The organism is Streptomyces flavusporus (assembly GCF_046267975.1).
GTDB classification, from domain to species: domain Bacteria; phylum Actinomycetota; class Actinomycetes; order Streptomycetales; family Streptomycetaceae; genus Streptomyces; species Streptomyces flavusporus.
In genome coordinates, this window is the sequence record NZ_CP176503.1 from 7,248,335 (window position 1) to 7,264,814 (window position 16,480).

At 71.5% G+C, this 16,480-nt stretch carries 21 protein-coding genes; 20 read left to right on the plus strand and 1 reads right to left on the minus strand.

Going from position 1 to position 16,480, the window contains the following annotated elements:
• Nucleotides 1-41: 41 nt before the first annotated feature.
• The 10 genes from hisD to ACKTSN_RS34245 all read left to right on the plus strand — a co-directional run bounded on the left by hisD (nucleotide 42) and on the right by ACKTSN_RS34245 (nucleotide 7,787).
• Nucleotides 42-1,367 (plus strand): histidinol dehydrogenase, encoded by a 1,326-nt coding sequence (hisD, locus tag ACKTSN_RS34200; RefSeq protein WP_409472651.1) that lies wholly within the window; start codon nucleotides 42-44, stop codon nucleotides 1,365-1,367.
• Nucleotides 1,364-2,470, plus strand: a complete 1,107-nt coding sequence (locus ACKTSN_RS34205) for a histidinol-phosphate transaminase (protein WP_409472652.1) — start codon at nucleotides 1,364-1,366, stop codon at nucleotides 2,468-2,470. Before hisD ends, ACKTSN_RS34205 begins: the two co-directional genes overlap by 4 nt.
• Entirely contained in the window at nucleotides 2,467-3,060 is a 594-nt protein-coding gene (hisB, locus tag ACKTSN_RS34210) for an imidazoleglycerol-phosphate dehydratase HisB (RefSeq protein ID WP_030932889.1), read from the plus strand. Before ACKTSN_RS34205 ends, hisB begins: the two co-directional genes overlap by 4 nt.
• The gene (locus tag ACKTSN_RS34215) at nucleotides 3,057-3,221 is read left to right on the plus strand and encodes a hypothetical protein (protein WP_165396167.1); all 165 of its coding nucleotides are present in this window, start codon (nucleotides 3,057-3,059) and stop codon (nucleotides 3,219-3,221) included. The genes hisB and ACKTSN_RS34215 overlap by 4 nt, the downstream gene beginning before the upstream one ends.
• Complete coding sequence (gene hisH, locus ACKTSN_RS34220; RefSeq protein ID WP_409472653.1) at nucleotides 3,212-3,865, plus strand: imidazole glycerol phosphate synthase subunit HisH; 654 nt, start codon at nucleotides 3,212-3,214, stop codon at nucleotides 3,863-3,865. Before ACKTSN_RS34215 ends, hisH begins: the two co-directional genes overlap by 10 nt.
• 4 nt (nucleotides 3,866-3,869) lie before the next feature.
• A complete protein-coding gene (priA, locus tag ACKTSN_RS34225) occupies nucleotides 3,870-4,604 on the plus strand; it encodes a bifunctional 1-(5-phosphoribosyl)-5-((5-phosphoribosylamino)methylideneamino)imidazole-4-carboxamide isomerase/phosphoribosylanthranilate isomerase PriA (protein WP_409472654.1) in 735 nt (244 codons plus the stop codon).
• Nucleotides 4,601-5,005, plus strand: a complete 405-nt coding sequence (locus ACKTSN_RS34230) for a RidA family protein (RefSeq protein ID WP_129797381.1) — start codon at nucleotides 4,601-4,603, stop codon at nucleotides 5,003-5,005. The genes priA and ACKTSN_RS34230 overlap by 4 nt, the downstream gene beginning before the upstream one ends.
• Entirely contained in the window at nucleotides 5,002-5,757 is a 756-nt protein-coding gene (gene hisF, locus ACKTSN_RS34235; RefSeq protein WP_385509336.1) for an imidazole glycerol phosphate synthase subunit HisF, read from the plus strand. The genes ACKTSN_RS34230 and hisF overlap by 4 nt, the downstream gene beginning before the upstream one ends.
• A gap of 108 nt (nucleotides 5,758-5,865) precedes the next feature.
• Entirely contained in the window at nucleotides 5,866-6,453 is a 588-nt protein-coding gene (locus ACKTSN_RS34240; RefSeq protein WP_409472655.1) for an ArsR/SmtB family transcription factor, read from the plus strand.
• A gap of 113 nt (nucleotides 6,454-6,566) precedes the next feature.
• On the plus strand, nucleotides 6,567-7,787 hold the full coding sequence (locus ACKTSN_RS34245) for an MFS transporter (RefSeq protein ID WP_409474989.1): 1,221 nt from the start codon (nucleotides 6,567-6,569) through the stop codon (nucleotides 7,785-7,787).
• Between the two features lie 10 nt (nucleotides 7,788-7,797).
• Here ACKTSN_RS34245 and ACKTSN_RS34250 read toward each other — a convergent pair whose 3' ends face one another.
• A complete protein-coding gene (locus tag ACKTSN_RS34250; protein ID WP_409472656.1) occupies nucleotides 7,798-8,433 on the minus strand; it encodes a TIGR03085 family metal-binding protein in 636 nt (211 codons plus the stop codon).
• Between the two features lie 81 nt (nucleotides 8,434-8,514).
• Here ACKTSN_RS34250 and hisI point away from each other — a divergent pair, with 81 nt between their 5' ends.
• From hisI to ACKTSN_RS34300, 10 genes are all read left to right on the plus strand, one after another.
• On the plus strand, nucleotides 8,515-8,976 hold the full coding sequence (hisI, locus tag ACKTSN_RS34255) for a phosphoribosyl-AMP cyclohydrolase (protein ID WP_409472657.1): 462 nt from the start codon (nucleotides 8,515-8,517) through the stop codon (nucleotides 8,974-8,976).
• A gap of 11 nt (nucleotides 8,977-8,987) precedes the next feature.
• A complete protein-coding gene (locus tag ACKTSN_RS34260; RefSeq protein ID WP_409472658.1) occupies nucleotides 8,988-10,505 on the plus strand; it encodes an anthranilate synthase component I in 1,518 nt (505 codons plus the stop codon).
• Between the two features lie 45 nt (nucleotides 10,506-10,550).
• Nucleotides 10,551-11,192: a TIGR02234 family membrane protein gene (locus ACKTSN_RS34265; RefSeq protein WP_409472659.1), complete on the plus strand. Its 642-nt coding sequence runs from the start codon at nucleotides 10,551-10,553 to the stop codon at nucleotides 11,190-11,192.
• A 143-nt stretch (nucleotides 11,193-11,335) separates the two neighbouring features.
• Nucleotides 11,336-11,620, plus strand: a complete 285-nt coding sequence (locus ACKTSN_RS34270) for an HGxxPAAW family protein (protein WP_409472660.1) — start codon at nucleotides 11,336-11,338, stop codon at nucleotides 11,618-11,620.
• A gap of 94 nt (nucleotides 11,621-11,714) precedes the next feature.
• Nucleotides 11,715-12,158, plus strand: coding sequence for a DUF2752 domain-containing protein (locus ACKTSN_RS34275; RefSeq protein WP_224739498.1), 444 nt, complete (start codon nucleotides 11,715-11,717; stop codon nucleotides 12,156-12,158).
• 187 nt (nucleotides 12,159-12,345) lie between these two features.
• A complete protein-coding gene (gene trpC, locus ACKTSN_RS34280; protein ID WP_409472661.1) occupies nucleotides 12,346-13,155 on the plus strand; it encodes an indole-3-glycerol phosphate synthase TrpC in 810 nt (269 codons plus the stop codon).
• A gap of 22 nt (nucleotides 13,156-13,177) precedes the next feature.
• Nucleotides 13,178-13,399: a tryptophan biosynthesis modulator TrpM gene (gene trpM / locus ACKTSN_RS34285; RefSeq protein WP_409472662.1), complete on the plus strand. Its 222-nt coding sequence runs from the start codon at nucleotides 13,178-13,180 to the stop codon at nucleotides 13,397-13,399.
• A 55-nt stretch (nucleotides 13,400-13,454) separates the two neighbouring features.
• Entirely contained in the window at nucleotides 13,455-14,741 is a 1,287-nt protein-coding gene (gene trpB / locus ACKTSN_RS34290; protein ID WP_409472663.1) for a tryptophan synthase subunit beta, read from the plus strand.
• A complete protein-coding gene (gene trpA / locus ACKTSN_RS34295) occupies nucleotides 14,738-15,565 on the plus strand; it encodes a tryptophan synthase subunit alpha (RefSeq protein WP_409472664.1) in 828 nt (275 codons plus the stop codon). Before trpB ends, trpA begins: the two co-directional genes overlap by 4 nt.
• 87 nt (nucleotides 15,566-15,652) lie before the next feature.
• Nucleotides 15,653-16,429, plus strand: a complete 777-nt coding sequence (locus tag ACKTSN_RS34300) for a DsbA family protein (protein ID WP_409472665.1) — start codon at nucleotides 15,653-15,655, stop codon at nucleotides 16,427-16,429.
• Nucleotides 16,430-16,480 lie beyond the last annotated feature (51 nt).

The following is a 16,480-nucleotide window of genomic DNA, read 5'->3' on the forward strand; positions in this document are numbered from 1 at the left end:
GCGCGAACGGCGTCCCATCCGGGTCTGCGAGAATTGAGCACGTGATCTCCCGAATCGATCTGCGCGGCGACGCCCTCCCGGAGGGCCCCGCCCTGCGCGACCTGCTGCCCCGAGCCGACTTCGACGTCTCGGCCGCCCTGGAGAAGGTGCGTCCGATCTGCGAGGCCGTGCATCATCGGGGCGACGCGGCGCTGATCGACTTCGCCGAGAAGTTCGACGGTGTGAAGCTCGACCAGGTGCGGGTGCCGGCCGCGGCGCTGACCCGTGCCCTGGAGGAACTCGACCCGACCGTGCGCGCGGCCCTGGAGGAGTCCATCCGCCGCGCCCGCCTCGTCCACCGCGAGCAGCGTCGCACGTCCCACACCACCCAGGTCGTGCCCGGCGGCACGGTGACCGAGAAGTGGGTGCCGGTGGACCGCGTGGGGCTGTACGCCCCCGGCGGCCGGTCCGTCTACCCGTCCTCCGTGATCATGAACGTCGTGCCCGCGCAGGAGGCCGGTGTCGAGTCGATCGCGCTCGCCTCGCCCGCCCAGGCCGAGTTCAACGGCCTGCCGCACCCGACGATCCTCGCCGCGTGCGCGCTGCTGGGCGTCGACGAGGTGTACGCCGCCGGCGGTGCCACGGCCGTCGCGATGTTCGCGTACGGCACCGAGTCCTGCCCGCCCGCCACCATGGTGACCGGCCCCGGCAACATCTGGGTCGCCGCCGCCAAGCGCTACTTCACCGGCAAGATCGGCATCGACGCCGAGGCCGGCCCGACCGAGATCGCGATCCTCGCGGACGAGACGGCCGATCCGGTGCACGTCGCCTCCGACCTGATCAGCCAGGCCGAGCACGACCCGCTCGCCGCCGCCGTCCTCGTCACCGACTCCGTCGAACTGGCGGACGCCGTGGAGAAGGAGCTGGAGCCGCAGGTCGCGGCCACCAGGCACATCGAGGACCGGATCCGCCCGGCGCTCGCCGGCAAGCAGTCCGCGGTCGTGCTGGTGGACGGGATCGAGGAGGGGCTGCGCGTCGTCGACGCGTACGGCGCCGAGCACCTGGAGATCCAGACCCGCCAGGCCTCCGAAGTCGCCGACCGGGTCCGCAACGCGGGTGCGATCTTCATCGGCCCCTGGGCGCCCGTCTCGCTCGGCGACTACGCGGCCGGCTCCAACCACGTCCTGCCCACCGGCGGCTGTGCCTGCCACTCTTCGGGCCTGTCCGTGCAGTCCTTCCTGCGCGGCATCCACATCGTCGACTACACGCGGGACGCACTGGCCGAGGTCGCGCACCACGTGGTGACGCTGGCGGAGGCGGAGGACCTGCCGGCGCACGGCGCGGCGGTCAAGGCGAGGTTCGGTTGGAAGGTACCCGAAGGCAAGTGACAGGCATCGACGATCTCCCCGTACGGGACGAGCTGCGCGGCAAGTCCCCCTACGGCGCGCCCCAGTTGGACGTTCCCGTACGGCTCAACACCAACGAGAACCCCTACCCGCTGCCCGAGCCGCTGGTCGAACGGATCGCCGAGCGGGTGCGCGAGGCGGCCCGGAACCTCAACCGCTACCCGGACCGGGACGCGGTCGAGCTGCGCACGAAGCTCGCCGAGTACCTGACGAACGCGTCCGGCTACGAGGTCGGCCCGGCGAACGTCTGGGCCGCCAACGGCTCCAACGAGGTCATCCAGCAGCTGCTGCAGACCTTCGGCGGACCGGGCCGCACGGCGATCGGCTTCGAACCGTCGTACTCGATGCACGGCCTGATCGCGCGTGGCACGGGCACCGGCTGGATCTCCGGCCCGCGGGGCGACGACTTCACCATCGACCTCGCGGCGGCCGAGAAGGCCATCGCCGAGAACCAGCCCGACGTCGTCTTCATCACCACCCCCAACAACCCCACGGGCAACGCGGTTCCGCCCCAGACGGTCCTCGCGCTGTACGAGGCCGCGCAGGCGGCGAAGCCGTCGATGGTGGTGGTCGACGAGGCGTACATCGAGTTCAGCCACGGCGCCTCGCTGCTGCCGCTGCTTCAGGGCCGCCCGCACCTCGTCATCTCGCGGACCATGTCGAAGGCGTTCGGGGCGGCCGGCCTGCGCCTCGGCTATCTCGCCGCGCACCCGGCCGTCGTGGACGCGGTGCAGCTCGTACGGCTGCCGTACCACCTGTCGGCCGTCACCCAGGCGACCGCGCTGGCCGCACTGGAGCACACCGACACCCTGCTCGGCTATGTCGAGCAGCTGAAGGCCGAGCGGGACCGGCTGGTCACCGAACTGCGCGCGATCGGCTACGAGGTGACGGAGTCCGACGCGAACTTCGTACAGTTCGGGCGGTTCCCGGACGCCCAGGAGGCCTGGCGGAAGATCCTCGACCGGGGCGTCCTGGTCCGGGACAACGGCGTACCGGGGTGGCTGCGGGTCACCGCAGGGACGCCGACCGAAAACGACGCGTTCCTGGACGCGGTCCGTGAGTTGAAGAAGGAGCAGAGCGCATGAGCCGCGTAGGACGCGTGGAGCGGGTGACGAAGGAGACCTCGGTCCTCGTCGAGATCGACCTCGACGGGTCCGGGAAGGTCGATGTGTCGACAGGTGTCGGCTTCTACGACCACATGCTCGACCAACTCGGCCGGCACGGTCTGTTCGACCTGACCGTGAAGACCGAGGGCGACCTGCACATCGATTCGCACCACACCATCGAGGACACCGCCCTCGCGCTGGGCGCCGCCTTCAAGCAGGCGCTCGGCGACAAGGTGGGGATCTACCGCTTCGGCAACTGCACGGTCCCGCTGGACGAGTCCCTCGCCCAGGTCACCGTCGACCTCTCCGGCCGCCCGTACCTCGTGCACACCGAGCCCGAGAACATGGCGCCGATGATCGGCGAGTACGACACCACGATGACCCGGCACATCCTGGAGTCCTTCGTCGCGCAGGCGCAGATCGCGCTGCACGTGCACGTGCCGTACGGGCGCAACGCACACCACATCGTGGAGTGCCAGTTCAAGGCGCTGGCGCGGGCGCTGCGGTACGCCAGCGAGCGTGACCCGCGCGCGGCCGGCATTCTGCCCTCCACGAAGGGCGCGCTGTGAACGGCACCTCGACCGTCCTGATCGTCGTCGGCCTCTTCCTCGTCGGCGGCATCGTCTCCTTCGTGAAGCAGCAGATGCCGAAGGGGCTGATCGTACTGCTCTCCATCGGCGCCGCGATGTGTCTGGTCGCGGGCGTCCTGCGGCTGGAGGTGTGGAATTGAGCACCAGGAACGCCAAGAACGTCGTTGTGTTCGACTACGGCTTCGGCAATGTGAGGTCCGCCGAACGCGCCCTCGCGCGCGTGGGAGCCGATGTCGAGATAACCCGCGACTTCGACAGGGCCATGAACGCGGACGGCCTGCTGGTGCCCGGCGTCGGTGCCTTCGCCGCCTGCATGACGGGCCTGAAGGAGGCACGCGGCGACTGGATCGTCGACCGGCGGCTGGCCGGCGGGCGTCCCGTGATGGGCATCTGCGTCGGTATGCAGATCCTCTTCGCGCGCGGCATCGAGCACGGCGTGGAGACCGAGGGCCTCGACGAGTGGCCCGGCGCGGTCGAGCCGCTCCAGGCCGACATCGTGCCGCACATGGGCTGGAACACCGTCGAGGCGCCGGCCGACTCCGAGCTGTTCGCCGGCCTGGACGCGGACGCGCGCTTCTACTTCGTGCACTCCTACGCCGTCCACGACTGGACGCTGGAGACGCACAACCCGACGCTGACCGCCCCCAAGGTGACCTGGTCGACGCACGGCAAGCCCTTCGTGGCCGCCGTCGAGAACGGCGCCCTGTGGGCCACGCAGTTCCACCCCGAGAAGTCCGGCGACGCCGGAGCGCAGCTGCTCACCAACTGGATCGGAACCCTGTAGAGACATGGCCAAGCTCGAACTCCTCCCCGCCGTCGACGTCCGCGACGGCCAGGCCGTCCGCCTCGTGCACGGCGAGTCCGGCACGGAGACCTCGTACGGCTCCCCCCTGGAGGCCGCCCTCGCCTGGCAGCGGGCGGGCGCCGAGTGGCTGCACCTGGTCGACCTGGACGCCGCCTTCGGCACCGGCGACAACCGGGAGCTGATCGCCGAAGTGGCCGAGCGCATGGCGGAGCTGCACATCAAGGTGGAGCTGTCCGGCGGCATCCGCGACGACGCCTCCCTCGCGGCTGCCCTCGCGACCGGCTGCACGCGCGTGAACCTCGGTACGGCCGCCCTGGAGACCCCCGAGTGGGTCGCCAAGGTCATCGCCGAGCACGGTGACAAGATCGCGGTCGGTCTCGACGTACGCGGCACGACTCTGCGCGGTCGCGGCTGGACCCGCGACGGCGGTGATCTCTACGAGACGCTGGAGCGCCTCAACAAGGAGGGCTGCGCGCGCTACGTCGTCACGGACATCGCCAAGGACGGCACGCTCCAGGGCCCGAATCTTCAGCTCCTGAAGAACGTCTGCGCGGCGACCGACCGGCCCGTCGTGGCCTCCGGCGGCGTGTCCTCGCTGGACGACCTGCGCGCCATCGCGGACCTCGTCCCCCTCGGTGTCGAGGGCGCCATTGTCGGGAAGGCCCTGTACGCGAAGGCGTTCACCCTGGAAGAGGCGCTGGAGGCTGTGTCGCCATGACGTCGGATGCCGTGCGGCGCATACAGAGCGGAAGCCCCTGGGAGGAGTCCTTCGGTTTCGCGCGTGCCGTCGCGGCGGGCGACCGCGTCCTGGTGGCGGGCACGACGTCCTTCAAGGGCAGTGTGCTGTACGGGGAGGGAGACCCGTACGAGCAGGCGAAGGTGGCGTTCACCAGCGCGATCGAGGCGATCGGCGAGTTCGGGCTCGGCGTCGAGTCCGTGATCAGGACGCGGATGCATCTGGCGCATCTGCGGGACATCGACGAGGCGGGACGGGCCCACAAGGAACTCTTCGACTCCGTACGGCCCGTCACGACCCTGCTGGTCGTGGAGGGCTTCGTCGACCCGCGTGTCCTGGTCTCAGTGGAACTGGAAGCATTCAGAGGAGCCGTGAACTCATGACCCTGGCGGTCCGAGTCATCCCCTGCCTGGACGTCGACAACGGCCGGGTCGTCAAGGGTGTCAATTTCCAGAACCTGCGCGACGCGGGCGACCCCGTCGAGATGGCCAAGGTGTACGACGCGGAGGGCGCCGACGAGCTGACCTTCCTGGACATCACGGCGTCGTCCGGCAACCGGGAGACGACGTACGACGTGGTGCGCCGCACCGCCGAGCAGGTGTTCATCCCGCTCACCGTCGGCGGTGGCGTGCGCACGGCCGAGGACGTGGACAAGCTGCTGCGGGCCGGCGCGGACAAGGTGGGCGTGAACACGGCCGCCATCGCCCGCCCCGATCTCATCCGCGAGATCGCAGAGCGCTTCGGCCGCCAGGTCCTGGTTCTTTCCGTGGACGCCCGCCGCACCGAGTCGGGCTCCTTCGAGGTCACGACCCACGGCGGCCGCCGCGGCACCGGCATCGACGCCGTCGAGTGGGCGCACCGGGCCGCCGAGCTGGGTGCGGGGGAGATCCTGCTCAACTCGATGGACGCGGACGGCACGAAGGACGGCTACGACCTCGAGATGATCGCCGCGGTACGCAAGCACGTCACAGTGCCGGTGATCGCCTCCGGCGGCGCGGGCAAACTGGCCGACTTCCCGCCGGCGATCGCCGCGGGCGCGGACGCCGTACTGGCGGCGTCGGTCTTCCACTTCGGCGATCTGCGCATCGGCGAGGTGAAGGCGACGCTGCGGGGGGCGGGGCATCCCGTCAGGTAGGCGGACCTGAGCCCCGGCCGACGGCCGGGGCTTTCTCGTGGACAGGTGCACAAGAAAAATTGCGCAAAATATGTTGTGCAACTTTTCTTTCGTACCTACGGTGGCGTCATGGCACGCGAGGAGAACCGCCCCATCACCGACCTGGGCACGCTCAAGGCCCTGGCCCACCCACTGCGGATGCAGCTGTACCGGGGGCTGTGCGTGGCCCGCACGGCGACCGCCTCGCAGCTCGCCGACCAGGTCGACGAGGCTGTCTCGCTGGTCAGCTATCACCTGCGGAAACTCGCCGAGCACGGGCTCATCGAAGAGGCCGAGCCGCAGAGCGCGGACGGCCGGGAGCGCTGGTGGCAGCCCTCCTCGGAGGGCGTGAGCATCCGGGACAAGGACTTCCGGGACGCACCCGAGCGGGCGGCCGCGCACCTGGCGGCCACCCGGCTCTTCCACGAGCAGCGCGCCGACATGTACCGCCGCTATCTCGACGAGCGGCCGACCTGGGGGCCCGAGTGGAACTCCGCAGCCCCCGACAGCGAGTCCCTGCTGCGGCTGACCCCCGCCGAGCTGGACGGACTCCGTCAGGAGCTGGAGGCGCTCGCCAGGAAGTACGAGGCGAAGGGCCGGGCCGCCGAAGCCGCCGGAGACACCGAAGGGCGCGAGAGTGTCGCGCTGCATGTGTACGGGTTTCCGTTCCGCGTCTGAGAGAGGCCGCCTCCGTGACCGTCACCGCGCCCGTCATACCCGAGCAGCACGCCGAGCGCCCCGCCCACCGCGACGGCAACGTTCTGCGCTGGCTCGCCGCCTACACCTCCTCGATGGTCGGCGACAGCGTCTACTACATCGCCCTGTCCTGGGCCGCCGTCCAGGCCGGTACGCCCTCGCAGGCCGGTGTCGTGATGTCGGTCAGCGCGCTGCCGCGAGCCGTGTTGATGCTGGGCGGGGGAGTGATCGCCGACCGGCTCGGGCCGCGCAGGGTCGCCATAGGCAGTGACGCGGTGCGCTGCGTGGCCGTGCTCGCGGTGGCCGGGCTGCTGTTCCTCACCAGCCCGGGCCTGTGGCCCCTGGCCCTGCTCGCGCTCGTCTTCGGCACCGTCGACGCCGTGTTCATACCCGCTGTGGGCGCCCTCCCCGCGCGCGTGACCGGTCGAGGTCAGCTCGCGCGCGTGCAGGGCATGCGAAGTCTCGCGATCAGGTTCGCGAGCGTCGTCGGTGCCCCGCTCGGCGGTCTCGGTGTGGCGGTGGGCGGCGCGGCGGCCGCGTTCGCGCTCGCCGGACTGCTGATCGCCGTGTCGGTGCCGCTGCTGGTCTCCGTACGCGTCCGGGAGCTCCCCCCTGACGACAACACGGCCGACAAGGCCACCGCCCGCGGTTCCACCGCCATGGGGGTCCCCCCGCTCATGGGGGTCCCCCCGCGCGAGCGAAGCCGAGAGTGGGGGAGCGACCTGGTCGCCGGACTGCGCTACATCCGCCGCCACCGCGTCCTCGCCCCGCTGATGCTGGCCATCGCCCTCGGTGACCTCGGCTTTGTCGGCCCCCTCAACGTCGGCCTGACCCTGCTGGCCGACGAACGCGGCTGGGGCGCCGCCGGGATGGGCTGGGTGCTCGCCGGGTTCGGCGGCGGCGCGGGCGCCGCGTCACTGCTGCTGACCGTGCGGGGGCGCCTGCCGCACGCCGGACAGGTCGCCGCGTACGCGATCCTCGCGGGCTCCGTCGCGATCGGCGCCCTCGCCCACGCCCCGGGTGTCGTCGCGGCCACCGGCACGGCCCTGCTCATCGGGCTGCTGACGGGGCTCAGCGGGGTGGTGTGCGGCGCCCTGCTGCAGACCCGGGCCGACCCCGCCTACCTGGGCCGGGTCACCGCCGTCGCCGGCCTGGTCAGCCTCGGCTTCGCCCCGTTGAGCATGCCACTGTCGGCGGCCGCCATCGGAGTCTGGGGCACCGGGCCGGTGTTCGTCGTCAGCGCGGCGGTCTGCGGGCTCGGTGGGGTCGTCGTCCTGTGCGTCCGGGATCTGCGCCGGGCCGAGCTGCCCGGCTGAGCGGCGGCCCTCAGATGCCGAGTTGCTTCGACTCCTGCAGCTTGGCGATCGCGTCCTGGTCGCCGTCCACGTCCACGTCGGCGGCGCTCTGGCGGCCGTAGACGAACAGCAGCAGTTCCGACGGCTCGCCGGTCACCGTGACGACCGGCGTGCCGCGGTGGGCGACGGCGGTCTGGCCGTCGGGGCGGCGCAGCACCAGGCCCGTGGGGGCGCTGCGGCCCATCAGGCGGGCGGTGCGTTCCAGACGGGACCACAGGGCGTCCTGGAAGACCGGGTCGAGCTCGCGGGCCGTCCAGTCCGGCTGGGCGCGGCGGACGTCCTCGGTGTGGACGTAGAACTCGACCGTGTTCGACATCTCGTCGATCTGCTTGAGCTGGAAGGGGGAGAAGCGGGGCGGGCCGGTGCGGATGAGCTGGATCAGCTCCTCGTACGGCTTCGCGGTGAACTCCTCCATCGCCTTCTCCAAACGGGGCGCGAGCTGCTTGATCAGCATGCCCCCGGCGGCGTCGGGGCGGCGCTCGCGCACGACCACGTGCGCGGCCAGATCACGGGTCTGCCAGCCCTCGCACAGGGTGGGGGCCTCCGGACCTGCGGTCTCCAAGAGGTCGGCGAGAAGGAGCCGTTCACGCTTGGCAAAGGTCGACATGCAGTCAGCCTACGACCGGGTAGCGGGTCCGGACAGTGGACGCCGCCCGGACTTGTCAGTGCCGCGCGGCACAATGGCCCCATGACCAGCTCGCCTCCGCCCGCCCGTCACCCGACCACCGCCCCTCATCGAGGCGCTTCGCGCCACAATTCTCCATCCAGTCGCCTCGACCCCGAGATCGCCGCGCGCCTCAAGCGCAGCGCCGACGGGCTCCTGCCCGCCATCGCCCAGCAGTACGACACCGGAGAGGTACTGATGCTCGGCTGGATGGACGACGAGGCACTGCACCGCACGCTCACGACCGGCCGCTGCACCTACTGGTCACGCAGCCGCCGGGAGTACTGGGTCAAGGGCGACACCTCCGGCCACGTCCAGTGGGTGAAGTCCGTCGCCCTCGACTGCGACGCCGACACCGTGCTGGTCAAGGTCGACCAGGTCGGCGCCGCCTGCCACACCGGGGCCCGCACCTGCTTCGATGCCGATGTGCTGCTGAAGGAAGCGGAACTCGGCGTACCGGCGCGCTCGGAACACCAGGATCAGTAGGGTCGGCCGCCATGGATCTCGAGACGTTCCGCAAGCTGGCCACCGACCGCCGCGTCATCCCCGTCACGCGCAAACTCCTCGCCGACGGCGACACCCCGGTCGCGCTCTACCGCAAGCTCGCCGCCGAGCGCCCCGGCACCTTCCTCCTGGAGTCCGCGGAGAACGGCCGCGCCTGGTCCCGCTACTCCTTCATCGGCGTGCGCTCAGCCGCCACCCTCACCGAGCGCGACGGTCAGGCCCACTGGCTCGGCACCCCGCCGGTCGGCGTCCCGGCCGAGGGCGACCCGCTCGCCACCCTGCGCGCCACGATCGAGGCCCTGCACACCCCGCACCAGGACGGCATGCCACCCTTCACCGGAGGCATGGTCGGCTACCTCGGATACGACATCGTGCGCCGCCTGGAGAAGATCGGCCCCGGAGAGCGGGACGACCTGAAACTGCCCGAGCTGACCATGCTTCTGACCAGCGACCTCGCGGTGATGGACCACTGGGAGGGCTCGGTCCTGCTGATCGCCAACGCGATCAACCACAACGCTCTCGACACGGGCGTGGACGAGGCGTACGAGGACGCCGTGGCCCGCCTGGACGCCATGGAGGCGGACCTGTCACGCGCGGTCGCCCAGCCCCCGGCCGCGCTCCCGCCGTCCGAACTGCCCGAGTACAGCGCGCTGTGGGGCGGCCCCGACTTCCAGGAGGCCGTCGAGGACATCAAGGAGCGCATCCGGGCCGGCGAGGCGTTCCAGGTCGTCCCCTCGCAGCGGTTCGAGACACCGTGCACGGCGAGCGCGCTGGACGTGTACCGGGTGCTGAGGGCGACCAACCCGTCGCCGTACATGTACCTGCTCCGCTTCGAGGGCTTCGACGTCGTCGGTTCGTCCCCCGAGGCGCTGGTCAAGGTCGAGGACGGGCAGGCCATGGTCCACCCCATCGCCGGCACCCGGCACCGCGGCGCCACCCCGCAGGAGGACCAGGCCCTCGCCGACGAACTGCTCGCCGACCCCAAGGAGCGCGCCGAGCACCTGATGCTCGTCGACCTCGGCCGCAACGACCTCGGGCGGGTCTGTGAGCCCGGCTCGGTGGAGGTCGTCGACTTCATGTCCATCGAGCGGTACTCGCACGTCATGCACATCGTCTCGACGGTGACCGGACGTGTCGCGGCCGGCCGCACCGCCTTCGACGTGCTCACGGCCTGCTTCCCGGCCGGCACCCTCTCCGGGGCGCCCAAACCGCGCGCGATGCAGATCATCGACGAACTCGAGCCGTCCCGCCGGGGCCTGTACGGCGGCTGTGTCGGCTACCTCGACTTCGCCGGCGACTCCGACACCGCCATCGCCATCCGTACGGCCCTGCTGCGCGACGGCACGGCCTACGTCCAGGCCGGCGCGGGCATCGTCGCCGACTCCGACCCGGTCGCCGAGGACACCGAGTGCCGCAACAAGGCGGCGGCGGTACTGCGTGCGGTGCACACGGCGAACCGGCTGGGCCGACAGGACGCGAACCCTCCGGCGCAATGGGGCGCTTCTCACTGAACCCCGGGTGACGGTTCGCCCGAGGTTCAGGCGATAGTTGGGTACGTGACTGCTGTTCCTCATCCCCGTTCCGAAGCCGCGGGTTCCGCCCGGGCCGGCCGCACGAGTCTCGCCGTGGCACTGCTGGCCGGTGCGCTCGGCGCGGCCGTGGCGTTGCTTGCGACCCGGCAGCAATGGTCGGAGGGCACCGCCACGGTGGCCGGCGGTCCCTTCCCGCTGACCGCCAAGGGCAGCGACGTCACGGGCGTCCCCGCGGCCCTCGCCATAGTGGGCCTCGCCGCGCTCGTCGCCGTCTTCGCCGTCCGCCGCGCCGGTCGCCTCGCCGTGTCCGCGCTGCTCACGCTGTGCGGCGTCGGCACCGTCGCCGCGGCCCTGTCCGGCGCCTCCGACAGCTCCGCACTGGACGAGAAGGCCGCGCAGGCCGCCGGCGACACCTCCGCCACCGTGGACGCGCTCACCCACACCGCGTGGCCGTACGCCGCGGCCGTGGGCGGCGTCCTGATCCTCCTCGCCGGGCTGCTCGCCCTGCGCTACGGCCGGCTGTGGCCCGCGATGTCCGGCCGCTACGAGCGCAGCGGCGCCCCCCGTCCGCGCCGTACGGCCCCCATCGTCGACCCCGACCGGCCCGAGGACGTGTGGAAGGCGCTCGACCGGGGCGAGGACCCGACCGGCACCGAACCGGCGTAGCGGGCGGGCCCGGGCCACCGGTCCCGATGTGGCGAAACAGACGTCCCGGCGGGGCGACCCCCGCGCACGTCACCCGCGCCCGTACGGGACAATGGGCGACAGACATCAGGCTCACACACCCACACGGCAACGAGGAGCAAGCAATGGCGGGCAGCAGCCACGGTCACGGACACACCCCGGCCGCCTGGACCGGTTCCATCATCATCTTCATCGGTTTCTGCGTCTCGGGCGCCTTCATGGTGATGGACAACCCGCTCGGCTTCTGGGGCGGCCTGGCGATCGTGGCGCTGGGCGGTGTCATCGGCGCGATCATGAGCGCGATGGGCCTCGGCCAGCCGAAGGCCAAGCCCCTCAAGATGGTCCAGTCCGCGACGACGGCGACGGCGGCGCCCAAGGCGACGCGCGAGCCGGTGGCCGCCGAGAGCTGAGCCCGTACGGCTGTCCCGTGCGACCTCGTCGAGGGGCGGTCCGGCATCCCGCCGGGCCGCCCCTGACGCGTGTTCGGGGCCCGCGCGGGGCACAATGCGAGGCGTGAACGCCGACAGCCGGCGCATGCCGACGCCCTCCGCGCCCGTACTCGGGCGCCTGGCCGCGCCCGCAGGAGTCCTGGCGGCCGTCGCCGGGGCGTTCGCGTACGTGGGGGCCGTGGACCCCAACGAGCCCGGTCACTACCCCGTCTGCCCGCTTCTGCAGTACACCGGCCTCTACTGTCCCGGCTGCGGCGGCCTGCGCAGCGCGCACGCCGTCGTGCACGGGGACATCGCGGCGGCGCTCCAGGCCAACGCCCTGGCCGTGGCCGGCTGTCTGCTCTTCGCCCTGGTGTGGACCCTCTGGACGGTCCGGGCGGCGCGGGGCCGTCCCTTGCGGATCGATCTCCGACCGGCGCAGGCGTGGACCGCGGGAGCCCTGCTGCTGGTCTTCACGGTTGTCCGGAACCTGCCCTTCGGCGGCTGGCTGCACCCTTGATCGACGGGTAAACATCCAGGTAGTGGGACCGCCGTCAACCGGATGCGAGGACTACGCCTTCCTCCGGATACCATCGCAGTGACCACCGGTTTCGCCTTCGGTACCGCCTCCGGCTCGGCTGATGAGGCAGCCGCGGGCAGAGGCCCAAGCGCTTTATCAGTCAACCGTCTGGAAGGGGGCCGCTCGCGTGAGTGTGCTCGACGAGATCATCGACGGAGTGCGGGCCGACCTCGCGGAGCGGCAGGCGCGCGTGAGCCTCGACGAGCTCAAGGAGCGCGCGGCGAAGGCCCCCGCCGCCAAGGACGGTCTGGCCGCCCTGCGCGGCGACGGCGTCAAGGTGATCTGCGAGGTCAAGCGCTCCAGCCCCTCCAAGGGTGCGCTGGCGGCGATCGCCGACCCGGCCGGCCTCGCGGCGGACTACGAGGCCGGCGGCGCGGCCGTCATCTCCGTCCTCACCGAACAGCGCCGCTTCGGCGGCTCCCTGGCGGACCTGGAGGCGGTCCGCGCGCGTGTGGACATCCCCGTCCTGCGCAAGGACTTCATCGTCACCTCCTACCAGCTGTGGGAGGCCCGGGCCTACGGCGCCGACCTCGCGCTGCTGATCGTCGCGGCCCTCGACCAGCCCGCTCTGGAGTCCCTCATCGAGCGGGCGGTGTCCATCGGGCTCACGCCGCTCGTCGAGGTGCACGACGAGGACGAGGTCGACCGCGCGGTGGACGCCGGCGCCAAGCTCATCGGCGTCAACGCGCGCAACCTGAAGACGCTGGAGGTCGACCGCGGCACGTTCGAGCGGCTCGCCCCGGACATCCCGGCCGGCATCGTCAAGGTTGCCGAGTCCGGCGTCCGCGGCCCGCACGACCTCATCGCCTACGCCAACGCCGGCGCCGACGCGGTCCTGGTCGGCGAGTCCCTCGTCACCGGCCGCGACCCCATGACGGCCGTCTCCGACCTGGTGGCGGCCGGCGAGCACCCCGCACTGCGGCACGGCCGAGGCTGATCACCCGGTAGGCTGACCGACGATGACCCTCCCGATCACCCTGACGACCCGGGACCCGTACGCCCGCCTCGCCCGCGGCTGCCGGCCCCGGGGCTGCCGTGCCCCCGCACGCCGGGTGCACGGACGCCGCGTGCGGTACGTGATCGGAGACGAGCCGGGACAGGTCAACGGACGCCGATGGCAGCGGGCTTCAAGGGGCGCGGGGAACTGCGCGACAAGCCACGGTCGGCCCGCAGCCGACTGACAAAGCCCCGCCCCCACGGCGATTAGTGTCCGCACACTCACCGTGAGGTTTCCGCATGCCCAGCGAGTTCTTCATCCCCGACCCGGAGGGTCAAACCCCCAGCGCCGAAGGCTACTTCGGCGCGTTCGGCGGCAAGTTCATCCCGGAGGCCCTCGTCGCCGCCGTGGACGAGGTGGCCGTCGAGTACGACAAGGCCAAGCACGACCCTGAGTTCGCCCGCGAGCTCGACGAACTGCTCGTCAACTACACGGGCCGCCCGTCGGCGCTCACCGAGGTCCCTCGGTTTGCCGCGGAAGCGGGTGGTGCCCGGGTGTTCCTCAAGCGCGAGGACCTCAACCACACCGGCTCCCACAAGATCAACAACGTGCTCGGGCAGGCCCTGCTGACCAAGCGCATGGGCAAGACCCGCGTCATCGCCGAGACCGGCGCCGGCCAGCACGGCGTGGCGACGGCGACGGCCTGCGCGCTGTTCGGGCTCGAGTGCACCATCTACATGGGCGAGATCGACACCCGCCGCCAGGCCCTCAACGTGGCCCGGATGCGCATGCTCGGCGCCGAGGTCATCGCCGTGAAGTCCGGCAGCCGGACGCTCAAGGACGCCATCAACGAGGCGTTCCGCGACTGGGTCGCCAACGTCGATCACACCCACTACCTGTTCGGCACCGTCGCCGGGCCCCACCCCTTCCCGGCCATGGTCCGCGACTTCCACCGCGTCATCGGCGTGGAGGCCCGACGCCAGCTCCTGGAGCGGGCCGGCCGGCTCCCGGACGCCGCCATCGCCTGCGTCGGCGGCGGCTCCAACGCCATCGGCCTCTTCCACGCCTTCATCCCGGACACCGACGTCCGCCTCATCGGCTGCGAGCCCGCCGGACACGGCGTCGAGACCGGCGAACACGCGGCCACCCTGACCGCGGGCGAGCCCGGCATCCTGCACGGTTCGCGGTCGTACGTCCTCCAGGACGACGAAGGCCAGATCACCGAGCCGTACTCGATCTCGGCCGGACTGGACTACCCCGGTATCGGCCCCGAGCACTCCTACCTCAAGGACACCGGCCGCGCCGAGTACCGCGCCGTCACCGACGACGCGGCGATGCAGGCGCTGCGCCTGCTGTCGCAGACCGAGGGGATCATCCCGGCGATCGAGAGTGCTCACGCACTCGCCGGTGCTCTGGAGGTCGGCAGGGAGCTGGGCAAGGACGGGCTGATCGTGGTCAACCTGTCCGGGCGCGGCGACAAGGACATGGACACGGCCGCCCGTTACTTCGGCCTGTACGACACCGACGCCGAGGTCGCCGCCGATGCCAACGGCGGTGCCGCCGAGATCCAGGGGGACGCCAAGTGAGCGGCAACATCCAGCTGTTGACGGACACCCTCGCCGCCGCCAAGGCCGAGGGCCGCTCCGCCCTCATCGCCTACCTCCCGGCCGGCTTCCCGACCGTGGACGGCGGCATCGAGGCGGTCAGGGCCGTACTCGACGGCGGCGCCGACGTCGTGGAGGTCGGCCTGCCGCACAGCGACCCCGTCCTCGACGGCCCCGTCATCCAGACCGCCGACGACATCGCCCTGCGCGGCGGGGTCAGAATCGCCGACGTGATGCGGACGGTCCGCGAGGCCTACGAGGCCACCGGCAAGCCGATCCTCGTCATGACGTACTGGAACCCCATCGACCGCTACGGCGTCGAGCGCTTCACCGCCGAGCTCGCCGAGGCGGGCGGGGCCGGATGCATCCTGCCCGACCTGCCCGTGCAGGAGTCGGCGCTGTGGCGGGAGCACGCCGAGAAGCACGGCCTCGCGACGGTCTTCGTCGTGGCGCCCAGCAGCAAGGACAAGCGGCTCGCCGAGATCACCAAGGCGGGCAGCGGCTTCGTCTACGCCGCCTCTCTGATGGGCGTCACCGGCACCCGGGAGACCGTGGGCGCGCAGGCCCAGGACCTGGTGCAGCGCACCCGCGCCACCACCGGCCTGCCCGTCTGCGTCGGCCTCGGCGTCTCCAACGCCGCCCAGGCCGCCGAGGTCGCCGGCTTCGCCGACGGTGTGATCGTCGGCTCCGCCTTCGTCAAGCGGATGCTGGACGCCCCGGACCACGCGGCCGCCATCGAGGCCGTCCGCGCGCTCGCGGGTGAGCTGGCCAAGGGCGTGCGCGGACAGGTGTTTACGGAAAGCTGACAGGCGTAACGGAAAATTCGGTCACTCGAACGAGTGGACCTGGGGCCGGGGAGGCGCGGTGCGCCTCCCCGGTTCGTTCTGCGGGGTGTGAGCGAGAAGAACCGTGACGGAAAGCGCACCGCCCGGGAGCGGATGGCGGTCGAGCGTGAGAAGCAGAAGGCGGCGGAGAAGCGAAGGCGGACGCTGATCGTGGGCGCGGCAGTCGTCTGCGTCCTGGGCCTGGCGGCGGTGATCGGCGTGGTCGCCGCGAACGCCGGCAAGGACGAAGGCGACGACAGCGCGGGCCCGGTCGTGGCCCCCTCGGGGGCGAACGGCGACGACAACCTCGTCATCCCGGTCGGCCGGGAGGGCGCGAAGTCGACGCTCACGATCTGGGAGGACTTCCGCTGCCCCGCCTGCAAGTCCTTCGAGACGACGTACCGCTCGACGATCTACGAGCTGACGGACGCCGGGCAGCTGAGAGCGGAGTACCGGCTGGCCACGATCATCGACGGCAACATGGGCGGCAGCGGCTCCCGCAACGCGGCCAACGCCGCGGCCTGCGCCCAGGACGTCGGCAAGTTCGTCGCGTACCACGACGTGCTGTACGACAACCAGCCGCCGGAGACCGACGACGCCTTCGGGGACAACGCCAGGCTCATCGAGCTGGCCGGCAAGGTGCAGGGTCTGAACACCCCCGCTTTCCGCAGGTGTGTCGAGGACGGCACCCACAACAGCTGGGTCGACAAGTCCGCCGAGGCCTTCACCAAGGGCGGCTTCTCGGGCACACCGACCGTGCTGCTCAACGGCAAGAACATCTTCGAGGACCAGTCGATGACGCCCGCGAAGCTGAAGCAGCAGGTGCAGGAGGCCGCGCAGGGGTGAGGCGCGGGCCGCTGCCCGTTATGGAGCCGTAGCCGGGCCGCCCGCCGTCGG